The organism is Herbaspirillum sp. AP02 (assembly GCF_015767275.1).
Classification (GTDB): Bacteria; Pseudomonadota; Gammaproteobacteria; order Burkholderiales; family Burkholderiaceae_D; genus Herbaspirillum.
The window spans coordinates 189,706-214,994 of record NZ_JADWMY010000005.1 but is presented as its reverse complement, the minus strand read 5'-3'; the positions used below and the strand labels follow the sequence as shown (position 1 = coordinate 214,994).

The window sequence follows — 25,289 nt, the reverse complement described above, 5'->3', positions numbered from 1 at the left end:
CTCCTCGCCCCCTTCTCAAGCCTCGTTGATCCGGCGGCGTGGTAGCGCGCCTGTCCGGTTTTTGGTCCCGACCGTGATCCTGTTTTTGTTCCGCCTTTATCCACTGCTCTGCCCATGACCACCCTAGCTCCTCCGACATCGCGCCTGCAAGAGCTCCGCCAGAACGTGCTGGCCGGCCTCACCACTTCCTTCGCCCTGGTACCCGAATGCATTGCCTTCGCTCTGGTGGCGCAGTTGAATCCATTGATGGGTTTGTATGGTGCCTTCTTCATCTGCACCATCACCGCGCTGTTCGGCGGCCGGCCGGGGATGATCTCGGGTGCCGCCGGTTCGATGGCGGTGGTGATCGTGGCGCTGGTGGTGCAGCACGGGGCGCAGTATTTCCTGGCCACGGTGGTGTTGTCGGGCCTGATCATGCTGGCCTTCGGCGCGTTGCGGCTGGGCAAGCTGGTGCGCATGGTGCCGCATCCGGTGATGCTGGGCTTCGTCAACGGACTGGCCATCGTGATCGCGCTGTCGCAGCTGGAACATTTTCGTACCAATACGCCATCCGGGCCGCAGTGGCTGCAGGGGACGTCGCTGTGGATCATGATCGCCCTGACGCTGGCGACCATGCTGATCGTCTGGCTGCTGCCGCGCCTGACCAAGGCCATTCCGCCGGCACTGGCAGCCATCCTCGGCGTGGGCCTGCTGACCTATGCCAGTGGCCTGCACACGCGCACGCTGGGCGACATGGCGCAGATTGCCGGTGGCTTGCCGCCGCTGCATCTGCCCAGCGTGCCGCTGACACTGGAGACGCTGCGCATCATTGGACCGTATGCGGTGCTCATGGCCATCGTCGGCCTGCTGGAAACGCTGCTGACCTTCAACCTGACTGACGAAATCACGGCCAGCCGCGGCCAGCCCAATCGGGAATGCCTGGCGCTGGGGGCGGCCAACGTCGTCTCGGGGTTGTTCGGCGGCATGGGCGGTTGCGCCATGATCGGGCAGACCATGATCAACCTCGGCTCGGGTGGTCGCTCGCGCCTGTCGGGGGTAGTGGCGGGGGTGATGATCCTGCTGTTCATCCTGTTCCTGTCACCAGCCATCGAACGCATTCCGCTGGCGGCACTGGCCGGCGTCATGTTCGTGGTGGCGCAGGAGACCTTTGCCTGGGGTTCGCTGCGGGTGTTGGGCAAGGTGCCCAGGAACGATGCGCTGGTCATCGTCGCCGTCACCATCATCACCGTGTTCACCGACCTCGCAGTGGCGGTGCTGTGCGGCATCGTGATCGCCGCGCTCAACTTCGCGTGGCAGCATGCACGCGAAGTGCGTGCGGAGGTCGCCGATGAAGGCGATGGCAGCCGTACCTACCTGCCGCACGGTACCTTGTTCTTTGCCTCGACCACGCGCTTCCTGGAACTGTTCGATCCCCAGAACGATCCGCAACAGGTCACGCTGGATTGCCGCCATCTGCGCCTGGCCGACCACTCCGCCATTGCCGCCGTGCAGACGCTGGCCGAGCGCTATGTGCGGCTGGGCAAGGACTTGCGCGTGGTGGCCCTGTCGCGGCGATGCCGCCAGTTGCTGCAGCGGGCGGGCGTGCCGCATGTGGACTGAGCCATAAAAAATGCCCGCCCTCAATCAAGAGGCGGGCCAAAGTACCACGGGAAACTTGTCTGGTGACCGGCCCGCATCGCAGGATGCGGGCCGTTTTTGTCTGGGCGTGCTGTGTATTACAGACCCAGGAAATCCATCTTGCCCAGCTTGACGCCCTGGTGACGCAGGATGTCGTAGGCAGTGGTGATGTGGAAGAAGAAATTGGGCAGGCCGAAGACCAGCAGGTATTCGCGCGCGCTCATGCTGCGCTCCTCGCCGCGCAGCTTCATGCTGATGACCCGGTCTTCCTGGCCATCGACCGCGTCGGCGGGAATGGATTCGAGAAAGACGATGGTCTTGTTGATGCGGGCCTGCAGTTCGTCGAAGCTGGTCTCGTCATCGCTGAAGGCCGGCGCGGCCACGCCCGAGAGGCGGCTGGCGGTGGCCTTGGCGGTGTCGCTGGCGCGTTGTACCTGGGCGGTCAGCGGATACATGTCTTCGTACAGGCGCGCCGAGAGCAGCTGTTGCGGTTCCAGCTTGTGCTGGTCGACATGTTGCTCGGCCTTGTCGAGCAGGGAGGACAGATTGTGTAAGGCGCGGATCAGCGGGGTGATGCCGACTTCGTGCAGGGTGATGGACATTTTTTTTCCTGGGATGAAGGTGGATGACTGTCCCCGGTGTCGCGCTAGCGCATCCGGGGACTGGAACATTACTGACGTGAAGATACCTGCGTCGCAGCCGGCTGCGGCGTACTCCAGCCGCCGCCGAGGGCGCGGATCAGATTGACCGTGGAGCGGGCGCGCTCACCATCGAGGGTGACCGAAGCGCGCTGCAGTTGCAGCACGGTGCGGTCGGCATCGATGACGTTGAAGTAGCTGACCGCGCCTTCGCGATACTGGGTGTGCGACAGCCGGGCCGCCCGCGAGGACGAGGCCACCGCTTCGTCCTGGGCGCGGTTCTGGTCGTCCAGGATGCGCAGGTTGGCCAGGTTGTCTTCCACTTCGCGGAAGGCGTTCAGGACCGTGCCACGATAGGTGGCGACCTGTTCTTCATAGCTGGCGCGGGCGCGATCGACGCCGGCCTGGCGCCGGCCACCGTCGAAGATCGGCATGGTCAGGGCGGTGCCCACCAGCGGGCCCAGCAGGAAGGTACGGCTGGACCAGTTGAAGAGATCACCCAGTTGCGCCGACTCGTAGCCCAGGCCACCGGTCAGGTTCAGGGCGGGGAAGAAGGCCGACTTGGCCACGCCCACGCGGGCATTGGCGGCGGCCATGGCACGTTCGGCGGCAGCGATGTCGGGACGACGCTCCAGCAAGGCCGAGGGCAGGCCGGCCGGGACCGAGAGCGCCAGTCGCTTCAGCGGTTGCGGCGGCAGCGCGAACTCGGCCGGGGTGCGACCCAGCAGGATGGCCAGGGCATGTTCGGCGGTGGCGCGCTGGCGGGCGATGCCCAGCGCTTCCGATTGGGCCGAGGCCAGTTCGGTGCGGGCGCGGGCCACGTCGACTTCGCTGATGTCGCCTTCATCGAAACGGCGCTGCACCAGACGCAGCGATTCCTGGCGCAGGTCGACGGTGCCGCGATAGAGCTCGGCGGCGGCATCCAGTTCGCGCACCTGGAAATACTGTTGCGCGACGTCAGCCTGCAAGGCCAGCAGTACCGAGTGGAACAGCGCTTCGCTGCGCTGGGCATCGGCCGTGGCGGCATCCACGGTGGAGGCGACGCGACCGAACAGGTCGACCTCATAGGACACGCCCAGTTGTGCCCGGTACAGGGTGTTGGGCTGGGTATTGGCATCGGCCGGCAAGCCTTGCGAGGCAGGCGAAGGGCGTTGACGCGTGGCGCCCAGGCCGGCGTCGATCTGCGGGAAGTAGCCGGAGCGCGCATCGCGGGTCAGTGCGCGTGCCTGGCCCAGCCGCGCGGCGGCCGCCTTGAGGTCCTGGTTGGCTTGCTGGGCGCGGTCTTCCAGGGCGTTCAACTGGTCGTCGCCAAAGATCTTCCACCATTCGCCGCGGGCGATGTCTTCGGCGGGCTGGGCGGCCTTCCACTGGCTGCCGTTTTCACCGCTCTGGGTGGTGGGTGCGGCTTCCTTGAAGGCGGCCGGGGTATCCACCGAGGGGCGCTCGTAGGTGGGCGCCACCGAGCAGCCGGCCAGCACCAGCAAGGTGGCCAGCAGGGCCGAGCCGATGCGCACGGGGCGCAGCAGGCGGGTCATCGATTGAGTCATCATTTTTCTTGCTCCATTCATGGGCTGATCCGGGGATCAGCGATCATCCTGCGGGCCGGGGGCAGCGTGGCTCACTTGCTGCACGTGCGAACCGGCGGTCATCGGGGCTTCATGATGCGAGGCCGAGTGCAGCTGGCGGCGGTCGATGGTGCGCAGCAGGACGTAGAACACCGGGGTCAGGAACAGACCGAACAGGGTCACACCCAGCATGCCGAAGAACACCGCGATGCCCATCGCATGGCGCATTTCCGAACCGGCGCCGGAGGAGGCCACCAGCGGCACCACACCCATGATGAAGGCGATCGAGGTCATCAGGATCGGGCGCAGACGCAGGCGGCTGGCTTCGATGGCGGCTTGTACGGCGGTACGGCCCTGCATCTCCAGTTCGCGGGCGAATTCCACGATCAGGATGGCGTTCTTGGCCGACAGGCCCACCAAGACCATCAGGCCGATCTGGGTGAAGATGTTGTTGTCGCCACGGGTCAGCCAGACGCCGGTCAGGGCGGCCAGGATGCTCATGGGGACGATCAGGATCACGGCCAGTGGCAGGGTCAGGCTTTCATACAGGGCGGCCAGCACCAGGAACACCAGCAGTACGCTGATCGGGAATACCCACACACCGGCATTGCCTGCGAGGATCTTCTGGTAGGTCAGGTCGGTCCATTCGAACTTGACGCCACGCGGCAGGGTGGCTGCCGCCACGCGCTCGGCCGCTGCCTGGGCCTGGTCCGAGGAGTAACCCGGGGCCGGGCCACCGTTGATGTCGGCGGCGGTGTAGCCGTTGTAGCGCACCACCATTTCCGGGCCGAAGGTCTGCTTGACCTTCACCACGGAGGACAGCGGCACCATCTCGCCGGCGTTGTTGCGGGTCTTCAGTTGCGCGATGTCCTCGGCCTTGGCGCGGAAGGGCGCGTCAGCCTGGGCACGCACCTGGTAGACGCGGCCGAAGCGGTTGAAGTCGTTCACGTACAGCGAACCGAGGTAGATCTGCATGGTGGTGAAGACATCGGTCACCGGGATGCCCAGTTGCTTGGCCTTGACGCGATCCAGTTCCACATCCAGTTGCGGGACGTTGATCTGGTAGCTGGAGAACATCGGGCCCAGTGCCGGTTCCTTGGCGGCGGCCTTCATGAAGGCTTGCGCGGCCTTGTCGAGCTCGGCATAACCCAGTGCATCGCGGTCTTCGATCTGCATCTTGAAGCCACCAAGCGTTCCCAGGCCCATCACCGGCGGCGGCGGGAAGACGGCGGTGAAGGCTTCCTTGATGCCGCCGAACTTCTTGTTCAGCGAGGCGGCGATGGCATTGCCCGACAGTTCCTTGCTCTTGCGTTCCTCGAAGGGTTTCAGGCCCACGAAGACGATACCGGCCGAGGAGCTGTTGGTGAAGCCGTTGATGGACAGGCCGGGGAAGGCGATGGCACTGGCCACACCCGGTTCCTTCAGCATGATCTCGCTCATCTTGCGCATCACGTCTTCGCTGCGGTCGATCGAAGCACCGTTGGGCAGTTGCGCGAAGGCCACCAGGTATTGCTTGTCCTGGCCCGGTACGAAGCCGCCGGGGACGATGTAGGAAACCCCCAGGGTCGCGGCCAGCAGCACCACGTAGACACCCATGGTGGCACCCTTGCGCTTGATCACGCCGGTCACGCCGCTGCCGTACTTGTCGGAGGCGCGGTTGAAGAAGCGGTTGAAGCGGATGAAGAAGCCACCGAGGAAGCGGTCCATCTGGCGCGTCAGCCAGTCCGGCTTGTCACCATGACCCTTGAGCAGCAGGGCGGCCAGGGCCGGGGACAGGGTCAGCGAGTTGAAGGCCGAGATGACGGTGGAGATCGCAATGGTCATCGCGAACTGCTTGTAGAACTGGCCGGTCAGACCGGTCATGAAGGCCAGCGGCACGAACACCGCGACCAGTGTCAGGGCAATCGCGATGATGGGGCCGGACACTTCCTGCATGGCGCGATAGGTGGCGTCGCGCGGCGAGAGACCGGCGCCGATGTTGCGTTCGACGTTTTCCACCACCACGATGGCGTCATCGACCACGATACCGATGGCCAGCACCATGCCGAACAGCGACAGCGCATTGATGGTGTAGCCAAAGCCCAGCATCAGCGAGAAGGTACCGATGATGGAGACCGGCACCGCCAACAGTGGAATGATGGAAGCACGCCAGGTCTGCAGGAAGATGATCACCACGATCACCACCAGGGCAATGGCTTCCAGCAGGGTGTGGACCACCGCTTCGATGGAAGCACGCACGAACTGGGTCGGGTCATAGACGATGCTGTAGCTGACCGAGCTGGGGAAGTCGGCCGACAGTTCCTTCATCGCCGCGCGCACCTGGGTCGAGACATCCAGCGCGTTGGCGCCGGGAGCCTGGAAGATGGGGATGGCCACGGCCGGCTTGTTGTCCAGCAGCGAGCGCAGGCCATATTCGGAGGCCGCCAGTTCCACCCGGGCGACGTCGCCCAGGCGGGTGGTGGCGCCGTCCGGCGAGGCCTTCAGGATGATGTCGCGGAATTCGCCTTCGGTCTTCAGGCGACCCTGGGCGTTGACCGACAGCTGCAGCGGCGTATCCGGTGAACTGGGGGAGGCGCCGATCACGCCGGCGGCCACCTGCACGTTCTGTTCGCGGATGGCGCGCACCACGTCGCTGGCGGTCAGGCCGCGCTGGGCGACCTTGTTGGGGTCGAGCCAGACGCGCATGGCGTAGTTGCCCGAGCCGAACAGGCCCACTTCACCCACACCCTGGATGCGTGCCAGGCGGTCCTTGACGTTCAGGACCGCGTAGTTGCGCAGGTAGGTGGTGTCGTAGCGGTTGTCGGGCGAGATCAGGTGCACCACCATGGTCAGCGTGGGCGAGGACTTGAGCGTGGTCACGCCCAGCCGCTGCACGTCTTCCGGCAGGCGCGGCAGGGCTTGCGAGACGCGGTTCTGTACCAGTTGCTGGGCCTTGTCGGGGTCCACGCCCAGGCGGAAGTTGACGGTGATGGTGAGGTTGCCGTCGCTGTTGGCCTGCGACTGCATGTAGAGCATGTTTTCCACGCCGTTGATCTGCTCTTCCAGCGGCGAGGCCACGGTTTCGGCAATCACCTTGGGGTTGGCGCCGGGATACTGTGCGCGTACCACCACCGAGGGCGGCACCACTTCGGGATATTCCGAGATGGGCAGCTGTAGCATGGCCAGCACGCCGCCCAGCAAGAGCAGTACCGACAGCACACCCGCAAAGATCGGGCGGTCGATGAAGAATTTAGAGATATTCATGTAGGTTCCTTGTCAGCCGTCGGGGTGCAGCCGCCCTTGCGGGAGGGCGATGCGTCCCCACAGCTTGTTCTTCCTTGAATGCGAGAGAGGTCCGTGCGGATCAGGCCTTGCCGGCGTCACCAGCCTTGGCGGCCTGGGCCTGCATCGGCACCACGGTCGGGGTGATGGCGTCACCCGGACGGATGCGTTGCAGGCCGTTGACCACGATGCGTTCGCCCGGCTGCAGACCCTTCTCGATGACCACCAGGCCGTCATGGCCGGCGCCCACCACCACCTGGCGGTAGTTGGCGTGATTGTCCTTGTCGGCCACCATCACGAAGCGCTTGTCCTGGTCGGTGCCGAGTGCTTTTTCGTCGATCAGCACGGCGGCATGCGGCTCACCGCCACCCAGGCGCACGCGGGCATACAGACCCGGGACCAGCTGGCCGTCGGCATTGTCGAATACGGCGCGTACGCGGATGGTGCCGGAGGCGGTGTCGAGCCGGTTGTCCACCGACCCCACGCGGCCCTTGCGGGAGTAGGCATCTTCATTGGCCAGGCCCAGTTCCACCGGTACGGTGGCGCCGGCGGCGCGGGCCGGGTTGACGTATTTCAGGAAGCTCTGTTCATCGACATCGAAGGAGGCATACACCTTGGCCACCGACACCAGCGTGGTCAGGGGGGCGTTGGCCGCACCCGGGTTGACGACGTTGCCGACCGTGACTTCGGCCCGCGAGATGCGGCCTGCCACCGGGGCGGTGATGCGGGTGTATTCCAGGTTCAGGCGCGCCACCCGCAGGGCGGCGCGGGCAGCGGCGACATTGGCCGCGGCTTCGCGGGCGGCATTCTGCTTTTCCTCGAAGTCGCGCTTGGCGATGGCGTTGTCGCCCAGCAGGCGCTGGCCACGGGCCAGGTCGGTGGCGGTGTAGCCGGCACGGGCATCGGCGCCGGCCAGTTGCGCTTCGGCGCGGGCCACTTCGGCCTCATAGGGACGCGGGTCGATGGTGAAGAGCACATCGCCCTTCTTGACCAGCGCGCCATCCTTGAAATGCACGGCGGTCAGCGTGCCGCCGACCAGGGGGCGCACTTCGACGCGGTCGACCGCTTCGATGCGGCCGGAGTAGGACTGCCAGTCGATGATCTGGCGCTGGACCACCTCGGCCACGTCAACCGGTGCGCCGGCGGCGGCTGCCGTGGGGGCGGTGGAGGCATTGGCCGACAGGCCGACCACCGAGATGGCGCCGCCGACCGACAGGGCGATGACAGCCAGGACGGTGGCAGTAAGGGCGAAGCGCTTGCGCAGGGGAGCAGGAGTTTGCATGTTCTTATCCTCAGAATGGAGTGGAGGGGTGGAGCTTGAAGGGCATGAAGTCGTGACTGGGTTCGTTGCGTTGCAGGCTGGCGAAGCGGCAGCGCAGGAAATTGACGATTTCCGTGAGCAGCGGCAGGTGCGTGCGCAGGGCGCCGTGCGTGATGCCGGCAAAGCGCGAGACCTGTGTGGGCACACCGGCGCGGATCAGGCTGGAGGCGTATTTCTCGGCCTCCGGGCAGAGCACGTCGCGTTCGGCGGTGGCGATGAAGGCGGCCGGCAAGCCCGCCAGGCGGCTCACTTCCAGCGGCGCGGCATAGGGGTGCAGGCGCTGCATGGTCTGGGGCAGGTACTGGCGATAGCTGGCGGCGCAGGTCTCGGCGGTGAGGTCCGATTGCAGGCGGCTGGCATCGCCCAGCAGGCGCATGCTCGGGTCCAGCATCGGGCTGATCAGGACCTGCGCGGCCAGCGGCTTGCCGCAGCGGTCACGGGTCATGAGGGTGAGGCTGGCGGCCAGGCTGCCACCGGCGTCGTCACCGGCCACCACCATGCGGTCGAGGTCGACGTTGAGTTCGGCAGCGTGCTTGCAGGCCCAGGTGGCGGCGGCGAAGGCATCTTCCGGGGCGGCCGGGAAGGGTTTGGCCGGCGCCAGGGCATAGCCGACCGACAGCACCACGGCCTGGCCGTGGTGGGCGATGAAGCTGGCCGGGGCATCGGCGTCATCCAGCGAGCCGCTGTTGAAACCGCCACCGTGGAAGTACATCACCAGCGCCCGCTGCTCGCCTTTGGCGGCGGCTTGCGCCGGCTGGTAGAGGCGCACGGGGATGCGCCCCAGCGGACCGGGAACGAAGAAATTGCGGATGTCCAGCGAATGCGAGGCTTGCATGATGTGCGCCCGGGCCGAAGCCACTTGTCCAAGAATGAGGCGGATTGTGCGCCACAGCAGGGTCGCGAATAAACACATATAATCCAACAACACTGTTCGGTATGTCTGAACAATCGCGATGACGAGTTCGGTCATGGCGGGCTCCTTTCGGGGATGAGAGAGACTGCCGGGCAGCACTTCCTGGTCGCTGGCACCCGATGTTTTTCCGGTGCAATAGCGTGCCGAAGAGTGAAAATTGCGGCTATTTGCTGTAATTTGATTAAAATTCGAGCGTGACTGGCCGTGTCGGGCCAGCCCGCCCGGACCAGGGCATTGCGGCGCGCCGGGGGCGGCGCCTGGTCTTGCCCGCGTTTGTCCTGCCCCCGCTTGCCGCGCCGGTTTCTTCCGGATGCCGGCACTTAGGAGAGAGCGATGGACCGTTTCCAGGCCATGCAAGTCTTTACCGCAGTGGTTGATGCCAACAGCTTCACACGCGCCGCTGACAACCTGAACCTGCCGCGCACCACCGTCACCACCCTGATCCAGGGGCTGGAGAGCATGCTGCGGGTGCGCCTGTTGAACCGCACCACGCGCCGCATCAGTCTCACGCCAGATGGCGCGGCCTATTACGAGCGCTGCGTGCGCATCCTGGCCGATGTCGACGAGACCGAACAATCCTTCCGCAATGTCACCCGGGGACCGCAGGGGCGCTTGCGTATCGACGTGCCGGCCTCGGTGGGTCGGCTGATGCTGCTGCCCAACCTGTGCGACTTCTATACCAAGTACCCCGACATCGAACTGGCCATGGGCATGGGCGACCGCCCGGTGGACATGGTGCAGGAAGCAGTCGATTGCGTGATCCGTATCGGCGAGCTGCAGGATTCGTCGATGGTGGCGCGCCGCATCGGCACCTTCCAGACCGTCACCTGCGCCTCGCCTTCCTACCTGGAGCGCCACGGCGTGCCCCACTCCATCGAGGATCTGCAGCAGCACAAGGCGGTGCATTACTTCTCCAGCCGTACCGGGCGCACCATCGACTGGGACTTCGTGGTCGACGGCGTTACGCGCGAGGTGAAGATGGACGGCAAGCTGTCGGTCAACGAGGCCGATGCCTACGTCGAATGCGCCCTGCAGGGCTTCGGCATGGTGCAGGCGCCGCTGTACATGGTCACGCGCCACATCGACGAAGGTCGGCTGGTGGAGGTGCTGTCGCAGTGGAAGCCGGCACCCATGCCGATTTCGGTGGTGTATCTGCACAACCGCCACCTGTCGCCCAAGGTGCGCGCCTTCGTCGATTGGGTGGCCGAGCTGTTTGCCACCTGCCCGCTGCACAAGGCCTGCACCATGGGTATGGAAGAGAGCGAGTGCAGCTTCGTCAACAAGCCCGACGTCAGCACCGTGCGGACCGTGGTCGAGCAGTACAACATCGCCGAGAGTGTGTTCTGAGGCTTTCCTTGTGATCGGTTCGGCGAGGATTATGCAGGCTGGTGGCAGGTTTTCGCGTGCCGAAAGCTGCTGATTTCCTGCCTGATTCTCTGCTCCTGTTTCCGGCATCGCCAAACCAGGCCGGCTGTCGGCGCGACATGTAGGCCGATGTCCGGGTGTTGGCGGTATGATGATCGCGCTCAATCGCTGCCTGGCATACCTGATTCTGCAAACTTCTTGCCTGATTCTCTGCATGTGACTGCCGGAGAATCAGGCAATGCTTCGCAAGCGTTAAGCTCCCGCTTGTCCCTTGTTGAGAGAACACCATGGATCTCGATCTGCACGCCGTCGAGGATTGCGCTCCCTTGCTGTTGCCGGAGCACGCCGACGCATCCCCTGCAACCGCTCCCTTTGGCCCCTCTGCCCCCTCCGAGGCAGACCTGGCCGCCGATGCCCGTTTCCATGCCATGCAGCAGGAGTTGCTGCAACTGCTGGAGCGCTATACCGCTGACAGCGAGGGCATGCTGGCGACCGCCATCCCCGACCTGGAAATCTATCGCATCACCTGTCCTACCGGCCCCAAGCATGCCGTGCAGAAGCCGGTCTTCGCGGTGATCGCGCAGGGTTCCAAGCGCATCTTCGTGGGGGATGAAATCTACGAATACGATCCCATGCACTACCTGGTTGCTTCGGTGGATCTGCCGGTGGTGGGCAAGGTGATGGTGACCAGTCCCGATGAGCCCTATCTCGGTCTGCGGCTGGAACTGGATACCCAGGAGATCGGTGAACTGATCGGCGACGAGAACCTGCCGGCGGCGGCCCATCTCAATGAAGGCGCGGCCCGCGGGCTGTATGTGAACCGGCTCGACGTCGAACTGCTGGATGCCGTCTTGCGACTCTTGCGCCTGCATGAATCACCGCGCGACGTGGCCATCCTGGCGCCGATGATACGGCGTGAAATCCTGTACCGGCTGCTGATGAACGGGCAGGGCGCGCTGCTGCGCCAGACCGTGCTGCAGGACAGCCAGATGAACCGCGTGGCCAAGGCCATCCGCCTGATCAAGGACGGTTACGACCAGGCCTTGCGCATCGAGGACGTGGCGCGTGAGGTGCACATGAGCGTGTCGTCGCTGCATCATCACTTCAAGCTGGTGACGGCCATGAGCCCGCTGCAATACCAGAAGAACCTGCGCCTGCAGGAAGCGCGCAAGCTGATCCTGACAGCCGACGCCAGCGTGGCCACGGCGGCGCATCGGGTCGGTTACGAGAGCTCGTCGCAGTTCAGCCGTGAATACAGCCGCCTGTTCGGCGCCCCGCCCCTGCGCGACAAGCGGCGTTGGCAGGAAGAGGAAGCACCGGTGTTGTGAGGCCCCTGCAGGGGCGGCGGCACGGCGCTAGAATGATCGGCTGTACTTAACTTATCCACACCCATTTTTCGATTCGGAGACAGCATGCACTATCGTCGCCTCGGCAAGAGCAACCTCAAGGTATCGGCCCTGTGCCTGGGTTCCATGATGTTCGGTGACCAGACCGACCTGCAGGAATCCGGCCGCATTGTGGCCTCGGCCCGCGAACACGGCGTCAATTTCATCGACACGGCCGATGTCTATACCAAGGGCAAGTCGGAGGAGATCGTCGGCAAGCTGCTGGCCGGGCAGCGCCACGAGTGGGTGCTGGCCAGCAAGCTGGGCAATCCGATGAGCAACCGCCCCAACGAGTCGAATTATTCGCGCAACTGGATCGTGCGCGAGACCGAGAACATCCTCAAGCGTCTCGATACCGATTACCTGGACATCCTCTACATGCACCGCGACTACCGGGACGAGAACCTGGAAGAGGCGGTGCAGGCCCTGGGCGACCTGATCCGCGCCGGCAAGATCCGCGGCTTTGGCGTGTCCAATTTCCGTGGCTGGCGCATTGCCGAGATTGCACGCCTGTGTGAGAAGAACAACGTGCCGCTGCCGCTGGTCTGCCAGCCTTACTACAACCTGCTGAACCGCCAGCCGGAAGTGGAAATCCTGCCCGCCTGCGCACACTATGGCCTGGGCGTGGTGCCGTACAGTCCGATTGCGCGTGGCGTGCTGACCGGCAAGTACCAGCCGGGCCAGAAGCCGGCCGAGGATACCCGTGCCGGACGTGGCGACAAGCGCATGATGGAAACCGAATTCCGGGAAGAGTCGCTGCTGATCGCGCAGCGCCTGCAGCAGCACTGCGAGCAGCGCGGCATCAAGCTGGGCCAGTTCGCCACCGCCTGGGTGCTGGGCAATTCGGCCATCAGCAGCGTCATCGCCGGCCCGCGCACACTGGTGCAGATGGAGGATTACTACGATGCGGCCGAACTGAAGATCACGGCCGAGGAAGAGGCGCTGGTGGACAGCCTGGTCACGCCGGGGCATGCGTCCACGCATGGCTACAACGATCCCAACTATCCGTTCTTCGGTCGGGTGGTGCGGGGCTGAGGTCACGGACGCGCGAGATACAAAAAGCGGATCAGGGCAAATGTCCTGATCCGCTTTTTTGACTTACCGCGTTTTTGCGTATTCGGCCGCTAGTCGGTCCCGTACCTGGTCCGCAGTGATGGCACGGGCGGGATTGCTTTTCAATGCGTCATAGGCTGGCGCTACCTGATTGTTCAGCCAGCTCTCCATCACCCGATCACGGGCCAGCAAGGTGCGCAGCCCATCGCGTATTACTTCACTTTCGCTGGCGCTCTCATCGCTATGCAACTTGCTTTTCATCATATCTGCCATTTCGTCGGGCCGGGTAATACGCATCGTATCAGCGCAAGGCGCTGATACGTCTCGCCCCTTCGGCCTTGATCTGCTGGATGTCGGTGCCTGGCACTACCAGGTTCATGCCGATCGTCTTCATGCGCTGCGCCATGTCCATGGTGCCGGCGAAGATGCCCACGTACTTGCCCAGCTTGCGCGCCAGCGCCAGCAGATGATCGATGGCGTCGTTGAGACGCTGGTCGCCGTAGGCGTCCGGGGGCAGGCCCAGTTCGATGGCCAGGTCGCTGGGGCCGATGAAGATGCCGTCCAGGTCGGGTACCTGCAGGATCGCTTCGGCATTGGCGTAGCCTTCGCGGGTTTCGATCATGGCCAGCGTGAGGATGGTCTGGTTGGCGTGGGCGAAATAGTCGGCGCCGCCATACAGGAAGCCGCGTGCCGGGCCGTAGCTGCGGCCGCCGCGGGGTGAGTAGTGGCAGGCGCGCACGAAGCGCTCGGCGTCATCGGCGGTGTTGATCAGCGGGCAGATGACGCCATAGGCGCCGGCATCGAGGAGCTTGTTGATTTCGCCCAGGCTGTTCTCGGAGCAGCGCACCAGCGGCACGGCCTGCGTGCTGGAGATGGCCTGCAGCATCGGCAGGGCCGATTCGATGGAGAAGGGGCCGTGCTGCAGGTCCACCGTGACCGCATCGTAGCCGCTGTGCGCGACCACTTCGGCCAGCAGCGAATTGCCCATCGAAATCCAGCCCGAGAGGGCCAGTTGCTGTTGCGCGAAGAGGGTGCGCAGCCGGTTTTCCCGCATCGTTCGTCTCCCATGGATCAGGCCAGCAGGGCGCTGGCGAGGCTCCATGTTAATTCCGATTGCGGGGGCGTCGCATGAAACTTCTTCAGGCCCGGTACTGGAATGGCGTGTCGTCGATGGCGCGGGTGCGGCCGGCGATCTGGTCGGCCAGTAGCGCCGCGCTGCCGCAGGCCAGGGTCCAGCCCAGCGCACCCTGGCCGATGTTGAGATAGAGGTTGTTCACCGGCGAACGGCCGACGATGGGGACCCCGCTCGGGGTGGCAGGGCGGAAGCCCATCCACGGTGAGAGCGTGGCGTCGTCGCCGAGTCGGCATGCGGGGAAGAGTTCGCGCATGCCGTTCTTGAGTTCTTCGATGGCACGGCGCGGGATGCTGCGGTCCTGACCGACCAGTTCGATGCGGCCGGCCACTCTCAGACGCTGCCCGAGACGGGCGTAGACGATCTTGCGGGCGATGTCGGTGATGGAGACCTGCGGCGCCGCTGTGCGGCTGGTGTCGTCCTCCAGCGGCACGGTGATGCTGTAGCCCTTGAGGGGGTAGAGCGGCAGGCGCAGGCCGAGCAGGTCGGCGAAGTCGGCGCTGTCGGCCCCCAGCGCCAGGACGAAGTGGTCGGCCGCGATCCATTGACCGCCGGCCTGGATGGCGCGCAGGGAGCGGCCTTCACCATCGTCACGACGCACGGCATCGACGCGTGCGCCGCCGATGAAGCGGAAATTCGGATCGGCCTGCATGGCGGCGACCAGCGCGCGGCAGAACTGCGGGCAGTCGCCGGCTTCCTCGCTGGGGGTGTAGACGCCACCGACCCAGTCGCGTTGCGAGTGGCCCAATGCGGGTTCGATGCGGATGCATTCGGCCGCGCCCAGCACTTCCTGCTGGCAACCGTATTGCGCCTGGAAGCGCACCTGTGCGGCAGCCGCCTCCAGTCCCTGGCCATCGGTGAACATCACCAGCTTGCCGGAGCGCTGGTAGTCGAAGGACAGGTTCAGGCCGGCATTCCACTGGGTCAGCTGGTCGCGGCTATAGAAGGCCAGTTGCAGCAGGTCGAGGGTGGTGTGGCGCACGCGCTCGGCGTTGCAGCAGCGCAGGAACTGGGCCAGCCAGCGATATTGCGCGCCGTCCAGGGTGGGTTTGATGGTCAGCGGCGATTCCTTGCTGAACAGGTAGTAAGCCCATTTGGTCCAGACCGAGGGGTCGGCCAGCGGCGCCACGTAGGAGTAGCTGAGCTGGGCGCCATTGCCCTGGCTGGTGCCGGCGCCGGGCTGGTCGTGTGCATCGATCAGGCTGACCTGGTGGCCATCCTGGAGCAGGCGGTAGGCAGTGGTCACGCCGATCACGCCGGCGCCCAATACGCAGATATGCATGGTGTTTCGTGGAAGTCAGTCAAGAACCGCGCAGCCGTAGCTGCAGCGGATCAGCAGGAGACTACCGAAGAGGCGCCCGGGTGTCACATGCCGAATCGGCATGAACCTGTGCGCTCGCGCACAAGGGTTTTGCACCGGCAATCTCCGGCGCCGGGCGATGCTGCGCTACAATAGCGCCCGATGCAGGCCAGACAGCCGCTGGCTGCCTTCGCAAGGAGGTGGCGGGAGGAAGGTCCGGACTCCACAGAGCAGGGTGACGGTTAACGGCCGTCCGCTGAAAGCCGGTGCAAGCCGGTATAAGGCGAGGAACAGGGCCACAGAGACGAGCGTATTAAGTTACGGTGAAACGCGGTAACCTCCACCCGGAGCAATTTCAAATAGGCACGCGTTGATGTGGCTCGCGGAGCGTGCGGGTAGAAAGCTTGAGCGGCGGAGTGATCCGTCGCCTAGAGGAATGGCTGTCATAGCGGGTTTCCCGCCGTAACAGAATCCGGCCTACCGGCCTGCTTCACTGAATTTCTTTCATTAAAAAACTGCGGCCCGCGGGCACTGCGGGTTCGCGCAAGAGACCCCAGGAGACCCATGAACCAAGTTGCCGCACCCGTGCTGTTCGAAGAACTGACAGCCGCCAACGGCCGCCGCATTGGCATCGCCACCCTCGCTTCCGAAAAGACCCTGCATGCCATCTCGCTGGAGATGGTCAACCTGCTGACGCCGCAACTGCAGCAGTGGCAGGCCGATCCCGGCGTGGCGATGGTGTTGTTGCAGGCGCAGGGGGAAAAGGCTTTCTGTGCCGGTGGCGACCTGCAGCAACTCTACCGGTCCATGCGCGCGCATCACGCCTCGCCCGAGCGCGAGGATATCCGCGCCAATCGCTATGCCGCCGAATTCTTCGAGCAGGAATACCGCCTGGATTATCTTATCCACAGCTTCGCCAAGCCCATCCTGTGCTGGGGGCATGGCATCGTCATGGGCGGCGGCATCGGTCTGATGGCAGGTTGCAGCCATCGGGTGGTCACCGAAAAGTCGCGCCTGGCGATGCCGGAGATCACCATCGGCCTGTACCCGGACGTGGGTGGCAGCTGGTTCCTGGCACGCATGCCGGGCAAGACCGGGGTGTTCCTGGCACTGACCGGGGCCAACCTGAACGCCAATGATGCGCTCTTCGCCGGCCTGGGCGATTACCGGGTAGCGCATGCGGCCAAGCAGTCGGTGCTCGATGCACTGCTACAGCAGCCGTGGGGCGCGGGAAGCGATGCCGAGTTGCTTGATCGCGTGCTGGTCGACGCTCAGAGGACATCGGCGCAGGAGGGGGCGGTGGCGTTCGTGCCGTCCAATCTGCGCACGCATTTCGACCAGATCGAGGCGCTGTGCCGCCAACCCAGCCTGCCGGAGATCGTGGACGGTATCCTTGCGCTGCAGACCGATGACCCCTGGCTGACCAAGGCCATGGCGACCTTGCGCGCCGGGTCCCCTGGCTCGGCCTGGCTCGGATATGCCTTGCAGAAGCGGGTGCGCCCCTTGTCGCTGGCCGAGGTGTTCCGGCTGGAATTCGTGGTGTCGCTGCATTGTGCGGCGCGGCCGGATTTCGTCGAGGGTATCCGTGCGCTGATCATCGAGAAGGACCAGAAGCCGCAATGGAAACCAGCCTCCCTGGACGCTGCCACGCCGGAATGGGTGGAGGGCTTCTTCGCCGATCCCTGGTCGCCAGGCCAGCACCCGCTGGCCGACCTGGCTGCCTGAATCCACTGGCAGCCCTGACGTTGATCAGAGGCCCAGTGCGCTCAGGCCGGGGTGGTCGGCCGGGCGCGGGGCCGAGCTATTTATCGACGGTCTCCTCGGGTGGGCCGGCCGCGCCGGCGGGACATGGGGTAGCGGGACGAGTGAAGCAACTGCATGAGAGGTACGGTATTCAGATCAGATACGACGCCGAAAAAATCCTAGGCCCAGCACGGTGCCTTCGCAAACGGAGACGGCAGGCGGATCGAGGTCGTGTTGCTGTATGTGCTGCGTGTGCAGACAACTGTACTGGCCGTGGGGCCGGAGTGGCGGAGGGAGCGACTGCGGAAGGACTGCGGAAAACCTACTGCGGGAGGGGGAGGACGGCCGACCCGAACGGATCGGCCTCGATTTGAATGCCATGAATCTGTTTCATGGCATTCAAATGCGTGAAATTATTTCTTCTTCTTGTTCACGGCTTCCTTGAAAGCCTTGCCAGCCGAGAACTTCACGGTGGTAGCAGCGGCGATCTTGATTTCTTCGCCGGTTTGCGGGTTGCGGCCGGTGCGAGCAGCGCGCTTGCCGGTGGAGAAGGAACCGAAGCCAACCAATTGCACGGTATCGCCCTTGGTCACGGCCTTGATGATGTTCTCGATGACGGAGTCCAGCGCACGCTGAGCTGCTGCCTTGGAGATTTCGGTGTCGGCGGCGATAACGTCAACCAATTCAGATTTGTTCACTTTTAAATTCCTTTCACTGTTAAGGTGCCCAGATTTTAGCACTGGAATGAGGCGGATTCGCAAGCCCTATCTGCGTTTTCAGCCGATTTGACCTGGTCTTGACCGACCTTGATTGAAAAAAACCGATGTGCTTTTCAGCACCTTGGAACGGACCATGGAGGCCCCGTTTTGGTACATCGATCTCCCCAAAGACACGGATAGTAAAAGGTGGTCGGCGCGGAAGTCAAAACAAAAACGCGTCAGGGCATTCATTTGATGAAGAATTTGATGAAGATTGCCTCCCCCGGGCCTCGAACCTGCCAGGTCTTCGGGCATTTGGACAGTCCGGTTTTCTTCTTTTGCTGTCGCCGGACGATCTTTGACCGGTGCTGTCATCGCACCTCGCCTCTCTTTTTGCGAACTTTCCTGATTTTTTTGAACTAAAGTTGCGCTGCAAAATCCATGTCGCCTTTGCTTCGCACTCGCAAATCGGAGGGATGCAGGAGGTCTCCCCGAGGCCTTCCTATGCGCGCCCCGAAATCGCGCACGCCGGCTCTTCCATGCCGCGCAAATCCGCGCCGTTACGCAATTCTGACGATAAACACATGTGTAAAGCTCAGGTTGCACCTTCAATGTAAATGCTAAGTCCTTCATTTTCTTCGAAAAACTTCTAAAAACGCTGTTTTAAGGAAGTGCGCTAAGTCTTTGACTTTATTAGCAAAATTCCAGTTTTTCCCTGTGTATACCGCTTGACCTGCAATAGTGCATCCTCTAAAGTGGGCGGCAGTGTCAAAAAGTGTTTTTTTGTGGGGCATTTCGCAGTTTCATTTGCATTTGCCTGACATGGCACGACACCCGATCAGCAATCTCACTCGCCAGAGTCGAAGGAAAAAACAGTGTTTCAGGGCGCGTCAGCACTCAATCTCGATGCCAAAGGCCGGATGACCATTCCGGCCAAGCATCGTGACGCCCTGATTGTGCAGTGCGAGGGCCGTGCCACCGTGACGCGCCATCCGCATGGTTGCCTGCTGTTCTTCCCGCGTCCGACCTGGGAGACGCATCGCGAGCAGATCGCCAACTGGCCGATGTCGGCCCGTGCCTGGCAGCGCATCTTCCTGGGCAATGCCCAGGATGTGGAGCTCGACAGTGCCGGCCGCATCCTGATCGCGCCGGAGTTGCGCGCCGCCGTTGGCTTGCAGCGCGACGTGATGTTGCTGGGCATGGGTAGCCATTTCGAAATCTGGGATGCCGTCAAGCTGGCTGAAAGTGAAGCCGAAGCTGTAGCGGGTGGCATGCCGGATGTGTTGAGTAATTTTTCCTTCTGACGGCCGGACAAGATGAATCTGCAACCGGTGCCCGAGCTGCAGCACCGCACCGTGCTGTTGGAAGAAGCCGTGGACGCGCTGGCCATCGAGGGCGAGCGCGCCAATGGCGTTTATCTGGACGGTACCTTCGGTCGTGGCGGTCACAGCCGCGCCATCCTGTCCAGGTTGGGTCCGCAGGGCCGTTTGATCGCATTTGATAAGGACCCGTTGGCCATCGCCACGGCGCAGAAGATCGACGATGCACGGTTCGAGATCGTGCACGACAGCTTCGCGACCATGGACGAGGCGCTTGCCGCACGCGGCATTGCGCAGGTCGACGGGGTGTTGATGGACTTGGGTATTTCGTCGCCGCAGGTGGATGACGCCGCGCGCGGCTTCAGTTTTCGCTTGGATGGCCCGCTGGACATGCGCATGGACACCACCCGTGGCGTGTCGGCAGCGGAATGGCTGGCAACGGCAGACGAACAGCAGATTGCAAAGGTGATACGTGATTATGGGGAAGAACGGTTTGCTCTTCAGATTGCAAAGAAGATTGTTGCTGGCCGGGCAGTCCAGCCAATTTCAAGCACACGACAGCTTGCCGCGCTCGTGGCACAAGCCGTCAAAACCCGCGAGAAAGGCAAAGACCCGGCCACTCGTACATTTCAGGCTGTACGGATTTTCGTCAATCAAGAGCTTGAAGAACTCGAGGTAGGACTGGAGAAGGCGTTCCGTCAGATGGCGCAGCACGGGAGATTGGTCGTGATCAGCTTTCACTCGCTGGAAGATCGCATCGTCAAGCAGTTCATGGCATCCAAGGCCCATGCACCGCAGCCCGACCGCCGCCTGCCGATTCGTGCGATTGACCTGCCGCAGGCACCGGCGCGACTGTTGCCGCGGGTCATGCCCAGTACGGCGGAAGTGGCGTCCAACCCACGTGCCCGCTCGGCTGTGATGCGCGGCCTGGAGCTGATCGTGGCGCCTGCCGCTGGAGTGGCTGCGTGACCGGCCGCCTGTGCGTGCCGCTGACCGCCCTGCTGGTGGCGTGCGCGCTGTCGGTGGTGAGCGCCCAGTACAAGGCACGCAGCCTGTTCATCGAGCTGGAGCGCGCCCAGAGCGCGGCCCGCCAGCTGGATGTCGACTGGGCGCAATTGCAACTGGACCAGTCCACCCTGGGCAAGAACGCCCGCATCGAGGAACTGGCCCGGCGTGACCTGAACATGATGCCGGTCACCGCCGCCCGCACCCAATACCTCACCGTGGGGGCGCAATGACCAAGATGCCTCCGCGTCCCAACCTGGCAGGCAGCCGCGTGGCGGCTTCCAAGGGCGTGGCCTTCTCGTCCAACCCCATCCTGCAGGTCAAGTTGCCGGCCTGGCGCTCGCGCTTCGTGCTGTTCGTGCTGTTCGTGGCCTTTGTCGCCCTGATCGTGCGGGCCTTGTGGCTGCAGGGCGTGTCTACCGACTTCCTGCAGAAGCAGGGCGCTTCGCGCTATGCCCGTACTCTGGAGCTGCCGGCCACGCGCGGCAAGATCACCGACCGCAATGGCCAGGTGCTGGCCTCGTCGGTACCGGTCAAGGCGATCTGGGCCATTCCTGATGATGTGCAGGCCGCGCCCAAGGACAAGCTGGTGCAACTGGCCAAGCTGCTGGAGATGAGCGACGCCGAGCTGCGCAAGAAGCTGGATTCGGATCGCAGCTTCGTCTATCTGAAGCGCCAGGTCGAGCAGGATACCGCCGACAAGATCGTCAAGCTGGGCATCCCGGGCGTGGAGACCCGCAAGGAATACAAGCGCTTCTATCCCGAGGGCGAGGTGATGGCGCACGTGGTCGGCTTCACCAACATCGAGGATGCCGGGCAGGACGGCATGGAACTGGCCGCCCAGAAGACGCTGGCCGGTATGACCGGCAGTCGCCGCGTCATCAAGGATCGCCTGGGCCGCGTGGTGGAAGACATCGAATCCATCCGCGAACCGCATGATGGTCGCGACCTGACCCTGTCCATCGACAGCAAGATCCAGTACATCGCCTTCACCCAGCTGAAGGAAGCGGTGGAGAAGTTCAAGGCCAAGGCCGGTGGCATCATCGTGGTCGATGCCAAGACCGGCGAGGTGCTGGCGCTGGCCAACCTGCCCACCTACAACCCCAACGACCGCTCGGTACTGACCGGCGCGCAGCTGCGCAACCGCGTGGTGACCGACACCTTCGAACCGGGCTCGACGCTCAAGCCGTTCACGGTGGCACTGGCGCTGGACACCCATCGTGTCACGCCCTCCACCGTGTTCCAGACCGCGCCCGGCAAGATGACCATCGGCACGGCCACCATCGGCGACTCGCATGCCCACGGCCCGCTGACGGTGGCCCAGATCATCGAGAAATCGTCCAACATCGGTACCGCCAAGATCGCCCTGGGCATGCCGCCCGAAGAGATGTGGGAAATGTTCACCACGGTCGGTTTCGGCCAGCAGCCCAAGTTCGGCTTCCCGGGCGCCGTGGCGGGCCGTGTGCGCCCGTACAAGTCCTGGCGTCCGATCGAACAGGCCACCATGAGCTATGGCCACGGTATCTCGGTATCGCTGATCCAGCTGGCGCATGCCTACCTGATCTTCGCCCGCAATGGCGACATCATCCCGCTGTCCTTCACCAAGGTCACCGACTCGCCCATCGGCCAGCGCGTGATCTCGGCCGATACCGCCCTGCAGATGCGCCGCATGCTGGAAACCGTGGTCGCTCCCGGTGGCACCGCGCCCCAGGCCCAGGTGCCGGGCTATCGCGTGGGTGGCAAGACCGGTACCGCCTACAAGATCGAAGGCGGCAAGTACGTGCGCAAGTATGTGGCGTCCTTCTCGGGCATTGCCCCCATGTCGGACCCGCGCCTGATCATCTCGGTCATGATCGACGAGCCGCAAGGTCAGCACTTCGGCGGCCCGGTGGCCGGCCCGGTGTTCGCCAACGTGGCCGCCAATGCCTTGCGTGCATTGAACGTGCCGCCGGACTCCAGCGTGACCAACATCATCATTCCCAAAGAACCGCTTGAGGAGAGTATGTAATGTCCAAGCGCGTTCTGAGCCTGCAAGACATACTCGCCTGGCTGCGCCAGGTAGCGCCTGCTGCGCAACTGACTTCGGACTCGCGCCGCGTGGCGCCGGGCGATATCTTCTTCGCCTACGTGGGTGATGCCGACGGTCGCTCCTACATTGCCGACGCCGTCGAACGCGGTGCCGCTGCGGTCGTCTATGAAGCCGAGGGCTACACCTGGCCGCAAGAGATCGACGAACCGCACCTAGCCGTGCCCGACCTCAAGGCGCGTGCCGGCGAGATCGCTGCCGCCTGGTATGGGCAGCCCGACCAGGGCATGCTGACCGTGGCCGTCACCGGGACCAATGGCAAGACCTCCTGCTCCTGGTGGCTGGGTACTGCCCTGTCGCGCCTGCCGGGCATCAGCAATGCCGGCGTGATCGGCACCCTGGGCGTGGGCAGCTTCGTCGGTGGCAAGCAGCAGGGGTTTGATGTGACCGGCTACACCACCCCGGACGCCGTGCTGCTGCAGCGCAGCCTGTCCCGGCTGGCCCAGGGGCGCGTCACCGCGCTGGCCATCGAGGCTTCCTCGATCGGGTTGGCACAAGGGCGCATGAACGGCATGCATGTGGATGTCGCCCTGTTTACCAATTTCACGCGTGATCACCTGGATTTCCACGGTGACATGCAGACCTACGAAGACGCCAAGCGCAAGTTGTTCCAGTGGCCCGGCCTGAAGCACGCCGTGCTCAATCTGGACGATCCCATGGGCCTGCGCCTGCTGCCCTTGCTGGCGGGTCGCCAGGTGCCGGTGATCGGCTACGCGCTGGCCGAAGAGGCTGACGTCCAGGCGGCCGGCATCCCCACGCTGCGCGCCAGCCAGTTGCGCAGCAGCCATGCCGGTACCGTGTTCCATGTCGATTCGCCCTTCGGCAGCGGCCAGGTCAAGACCCAGCTGGTGGGCCGCTTCAATGTCAGCAATGTGCTGGGCATCATGGGCGTGCTGTTGAGCCAGGGACTCGCCTGGGACGCCGTCGTGGCGGCCGCTGCCGCCCTGACGCCCGCGCCCGGCCGCATGCAGCAGTTCGGTGGACCGGACGTGCCGCTGATCGTGATCGATTACGCGCATACCCCCGATGCGCTGGACAAGACCCTGTCCGCGCTGCGCCAGGTCGCGACCCAGCGCGGCGGCCAGCTGTGGTGCGTGTTCGGCTGCGGGGGCGACCGCGATCCGGGCAAGCGCCCGCAGATGGGCCAGATCGCCGAGCAGGCCGACCACGTGGTGCTGACCAGCGACAATCCGCGCAGCGAAGACCCGCAAGCCATCATCGAACAGATCCGCGCCGGCATGAGTCGCGTGGAACCGGTGGTCCTGGCCGATCGCGCCGGTGCCATCCTGTGGGCCATCCGCCACGCCACCCGCGCCGATGTGGTGCTGCTGGCCGGCAAGGGCCATGAGGCCTACCAGGAAATCGCCGGCAAGAAGTTGCCCTTCCTCGATGCCGACCACGTCGCCCTGGCGCTGGCTGCGCGCTCCACCATGATGGGGGGCGCATGATGCGGTTCGACTTCAAGCAGATGCTGGAATGGATTCGCACCGCCGAGGCGGCGGCCTCGGACCACACCGTACCTGGCGTGGTCAATGCGCCGGCCGGTGAGCTGATTCTCAACGACGTCGTCACCGACAGCCGGGCGGTCAAGCCCGGCAATGTCTTCGTCGCACTGCGCGGCGAGCGTTTCGATGCGCATGATTTCCTCGATGCCGTGGCTGCCCAGGGCGCCGCCGCCGTGGTGGCCGAACGTGTGCCGCCCGGTTTTGCACTGCCCGCCATCGTGGTCCCCGACAGTCGCGCCGCCCTGGGTCAGATCGCCCATGGCTGGCGGGTACGGCACCCGATCCCGGTGATCGGCGTGACCGGCAGTAATGGCAAGACGACCGTCAAGGAAATGATCGCGGCCATCCTCGCCGCCGCCTTTGGCGAAGACGGCTACCTCGGCACGCGTGGCAACTTCAATAACGAGATCGGCGTGCCGCTGACCCTGTTCCGCCTGCGCGAGCAGCATCAGGCGGCCGTCATCGAGATGGGCATGAACCATCCGGGCGAGATCGCGGTGCTGTCACGCATCGCTGCGCCCACGCTGGGCCTGGTCAACAATGCCCAGCGCGAGCACCAGGAATTCATGGCCAGCGTGGAAGCGGTGGCGCGTGAAAATGGCGCCGTGATCCGCCACCTGCCGGCCGATGGCGTGGCGGTGTTCCCGGCCGACGACGACTTCACCGCCCTCTGGCGCGAAGAGACCGGCACGCGGCGCGTGCTGAGCTTCGGCCTGACGCCGCAAGCCGATGTCAGCGCCACCTATCAGGCTGGCGTGTTCGGCAGCACCTTGCAGGTCAACGTCAAGGGGCTGGCAGTGCCGCCGGCGCAGTTCAAGGTCGAACTGGCCGCCGTGGGCGAACACAACGTGCGCAATGCGCTGGCCGCCGCCGCCTGCGCGCTGGGCGCCGGCATCGCGGTCGAGGCCGTGGTGCGCGGGTTGGAAAGCTTTGCCCCGGTCAATGGCCGCCTGCAACGCAAGCAGGCCGTCAGCGGCGCCCTGGTGATCGACGACACCTACAACGCCAACCCCGATTCGGTGCGCGCCGCCATCGACGTGCTGGCCGCCATCAGCGGCCCCCGCGTGCTGGTGCTGGGCGACATGGGCGAGGTCGGCGACCAGGGGCCGCAATTCCACGCCGAGATCGGCGCCTATGCACGCAGCCGCGGCATCCCGCTGTTCTTCGCGTTGGGCGAACTGAGCAGGCACGCCGTCGCGGCCTTCGGCGCACAGGCAAGGCATTTCGACGATATCGCTGCCCTCAATGCGGCGGTGGAGCAGGCCGCACCGCATGGTGCGACCGTTTTGGTAAAAGGTTCACGCTTCATGAAGATGGAGCGAGTTGTACAGCATCTGGTCAACGTTGAATCCAACACGCAACATCAACAGGAGACCCATTAGC

Annotated in this window: 22 protein-coding genes and 1 other RNA gene; 12 read left to right on the top strand and 11 right to left on the bottom strand. The window is 64.3% G+C overall.

Annotated elements, in window-relative coordinates:
* Nucleotides 1-114: 114 nt before the first annotated feature.
* Complete coding sequence (locus I5R65_RS12870) at nt 115-1,599, top strand: SulP family inorganic anion transporter (RefSeq protein WP_180668031.1); 1,485 nt, start codon at nt 115-117, stop codon at nt 1,597-1,599.
* Between the two features lie 116 nt (nt 1,600-1,715).
* On the opposite strand, the gene I5R65_RS12865 is transcribed toward I5R65_RS12870, so the two are convergent.
* The 5 genes from I5R65_RS12865 to I5R65_RS12845 all read right to left on the bottom strand — a co-directional run bounded on the left by I5R65_RS12865 (nt 1,716) and on the right by I5R65_RS12845 (nt 9,237).
* Nucleotides 1,716-2,219, bottom strand: coding sequence for a DUF1993 family protein (locus I5R65_RS12865; RefSeq protein ID WP_180668030.1), 504 nt, complete (start codon nt 2,217-2,219; stop codon nt 1,716-1,718).
* Nucleotides 2,220-2,287: 68 nt separating this feature from the next.
* On the bottom strand, nt 2,288-3,805 hold the full coding sequence (locus I5R65_RS12860; RefSeq protein WP_180668028.1) for an efflux transporter outer membrane subunit: 1,518 nt from the start codon (nt 3,803-3,805) through the stop codon (nt 2,288-2,290).
* Nucleotides 3,806-3,838: 33 nt separating this feature from the next.
* Nucleotides 3,839-7,063, bottom strand: coding sequence for an efflux RND transporter permease subunit (locus I5R65_RS12855; RefSeq protein WP_180668027.1), 3,225 nt, complete (start codon nt 7,061-7,063; stop codon nt 3,839-3,841).
* 100 nt (nt 7,064-7,163) lie between these two features.
* A complete protein-coding gene (locus I5R65_RS12850) occupies nt 7,164-8,363 on the bottom strand; it encodes an efflux RND transporter periplasmic adaptor subunit (protein ID WP_180668026.1) in 1,200 nt (399 codons plus the stop codon).
* Between the two features lie 10 nt (nt 8,364-8,373).
* Nucleotides 8,374-9,237 (bottom strand): alpha/beta hydrolase fold domain-containing protein, encoded by an 864-nt coding sequence (locus I5R65_RS12845; RefSeq protein ID WP_370460937.1) that lies wholly within the window; start codon nt 9,235-9,237, stop codon nt 8,374-8,376.
* A gap of 411 nt (nt 9,238-9,648) precedes the next feature.
* Between I5R65_RS12845 and I5R65_RS12840 the strand changes: the two genes are divergently transcribed.
* The 3 genes from I5R65_RS12840 to I5R65_RS12830 all read left to right on the top strand — a co-directional run bounded on the left by I5R65_RS12840 (nt 9,649) and on the right by I5R65_RS12830 (nt 13,100).
* The gene (locus I5R65_RS12840) at nt 9,649-10,662 is read left to right on the top strand and encodes a LysR family transcriptional regulator (protein ID WP_180668023.1); all 1,014 of its coding nucleotides are present in this window, start codon (nt 9,649-9,651) and stop codon (nt 10,660-10,662) included.
* Between the two features lie 305 nt (nt 10,663-10,967).
* A complete protein-coding gene (locus I5R65_RS12835) occupies nt 10,968-12,008 on the top strand; it encodes an AraC family transcriptional regulator (protein WP_180668022.1) in 1,041 nt (346 codons plus the stop codon).
* Between the two features lie 84 nt (nt 12,009-12,092).
* A complete protein-coding gene (locus I5R65_RS12830) occupies nt 12,093-13,100 on the top strand; it encodes an aldo/keto reductase (protein ID WP_180668021.1) in 1,008 nt (335 codons plus the stop codon).
* 63 nt (nt 13,101-13,163) lie between these two features.
* On the opposite strand, the gene I5R65_RS12825 is transcribed toward I5R65_RS12830, so the two are convergent.
* The 3 genes from I5R65_RS12825 to I5R65_RS12815 all read right to left on the bottom strand — a co-directional run bounded on the left by I5R65_RS12825 (nt 13,164) and on the right by I5R65_RS12815 (nt 15,532).
* Nucleotides 13,164-13,415 (bottom strand): type II toxin-antitoxin system ParD family antitoxin, encoded by a 252-nt coding sequence (locus I5R65_RS12825; RefSeq protein WP_180668019.1) that lies wholly within the window; start codon nt 13,413-13,415, stop codon nt 13,164-13,166.
* 4 nt (nt 13,416-13,419) lie between these two features.
* Nucleotides 13,420-14,172: an HpcH/HpaI aldolase/citrate lyase family protein gene (locus I5R65_RS12820; protein WP_180668018.1), complete on the bottom strand. Its 753-nt coding sequence runs from the start codon at nt 14,170-14,172 to the stop codon at nt 13,420-13,422.
* 85 nt (nt 14,173-14,257) lie between these two features.
* On the bottom strand, nt 14,258-15,532 hold the full coding sequence (locus I5R65_RS12815) for a D-amino acid dehydrogenase (RefSeq protein WP_180668016.1): 1,275 nt from the start codon (nt 15,530-15,532) through the stop codon (nt 14,258-14,260).
* A gap of 179 nt (nt 15,533-15,711) precedes the next feature.
* Here I5R65_RS12815 and rnpB point away from each other — a divergent pair.
* Both rnpB and I5R65_RS12805 read left to right on the top strand, forming a co-directional pair.
* An RNA gene (rnpB, locus tag I5R65_RS12810) (RNase P RNA component class A) lies at nt 15,712-16,046 on the top strand.
* A gap of 68 nt (nt 16,047-16,114) precedes the next feature.
* A complete protein-coding gene (locus I5R65_RS12805) occupies nt 16,115-17,275 on the top strand; it encodes an enoyl-CoA hydratase/isomerase family protein (RefSeq protein ID WP_180668015.1) in 1,161 nt (386 codons plus the stop codon).
* Between the two features lie 431 nt (nt 17,276-17,706).
* Here the strand turns inward: I5R65_RS12805 and I5R65_RS12800 are convergent, their stop codons facing one another.
* The 3 genes from I5R65_RS12800 to I5R65_RS12790 all read right to left on the bottom strand — a co-directional run bounded on the left by I5R65_RS12800 (nt 17,707) and on the right by I5R65_RS12790 (nt 18,785).
* The gene (locus tag I5R65_RS12800) at nt 17,707-17,991 is read right to left on the bottom strand and encodes an HU family DNA-binding protein (RefSeq protein ID WP_006465510.1); all 285 of its coding nucleotides are present in this window, start codon (nt 17,989-17,991) and stop codon (nt 17,707-17,709) included.
* A 78-nt stretch (nt 17,992-18,069) separates the two neighbouring features.
* Complete coding sequence (locus I5R65_RS12795; RefSeq protein WP_180668013.1) at nt 18,070-18,366, bottom strand: hypothetical protein; 297 nt, start codon at nt 18,364-18,366, stop codon at nt 18,070-18,072.
* A 254-nt stretch (nt 18,367-18,620) separates the two neighbouring features.
* Entirely contained in the window at nt 18,621-18,785 is a 165-nt protein-coding gene (locus tag I5R65_RS12790; RefSeq protein WP_180668012.1) for a hypothetical protein, read from the bottom strand.
* An 81-nt stretch (nt 18,786-18,866) separates the two neighbouring features.
* On the opposite strand from I5R65_RS12790, the gene mraZ reads away from it, so the two are divergent.
* From mraZ to murF, 6 genes are read left to right on the top strand one after another with little or no spacing between them, the layout of a single operon-like run.
* On the top strand, nt 18,867-19,295 hold the full coding sequence (mraZ, locus tag I5R65_RS12785; RefSeq protein ID WP_006465511.1) for a division/cell wall cluster transcriptional repressor MraZ: 429 nt from the start codon (nt 18,867-18,869) through the stop codon (nt 19,293-19,295).
* A 12-nt stretch (nt 19,296-19,307) separates the two neighbouring features.
* Nucleotides 19,308-20,279: a 16S rRNA (cytosine(1402)-N(4))-methyltransferase RsmH gene (gene rsmH, locus I5R65_RS12780; RefSeq protein WP_180668010.1), complete on the top strand. Its 972-nt coding sequence runs from the start codon at nt 19,308-19,310 to the stop codon at nt 20,277-20,279.
* Nucleotides 20,276-20,548, top strand: coding sequence for a cell division protein FtsL (gene ftsL, locus I5R65_RS12775; protein WP_180668008.1), 273 nt, complete (start codon nt 20,276-20,278; stop codon nt 20,546-20,548). Before rsmH ends, ftsL begins: the two co-directional genes overlap by 4 nt.
* The gene (locus I5R65_RS12770; RefSeq protein WP_180668007.1) at nt 20,545-22,323 is read left to right on the top strand and encodes a penicillin-binding protein 2; all 1,779 of its coding nucleotides are present in this window, start codon (nt 20,545-20,547) and stop codon (nt 22,321-22,323) included. Before ftsL ends, I5R65_RS12770 begins: the two co-directional genes overlap by 4 nt.
* Nucleotides 22,323-23,849 (top strand): UDP-N-acetylmuramoyl-L-alanyl-D-glutamate--2,6-diaminopimelate ligase, encoded by a 1,527-nt coding sequence (locus tag I5R65_RS12765; protein WP_180668005.1) that lies wholly within the window; start codon nt 22,323-22,325, stop codon nt 23,847-23,849. Before I5R65_RS12770 ends, I5R65_RS12765 begins: the two co-directional genes overlap by 1 nt.
* Nucleotides 23,846-25,288 carry a UDP-N-acetylmuramoyl-tripeptide--D-alanyl-D-alanine ligase gene (gene murF, locus I5R65_RS12760; protein ID WP_180668004.1) on the top strand — a complete coding sequence of 481 codons (1,443 nt, stop codon included), beginning with the start codon at nt 23,846-23,848 and terminating at the stop codon, nt 25,286-25,288. The genes I5R65_RS12765 and murF overlap by 4 nt, the downstream gene beginning before the upstream one ends.
* The last annotated feature ends 1 nt before the right edge of the window (nt 25,289 follow it).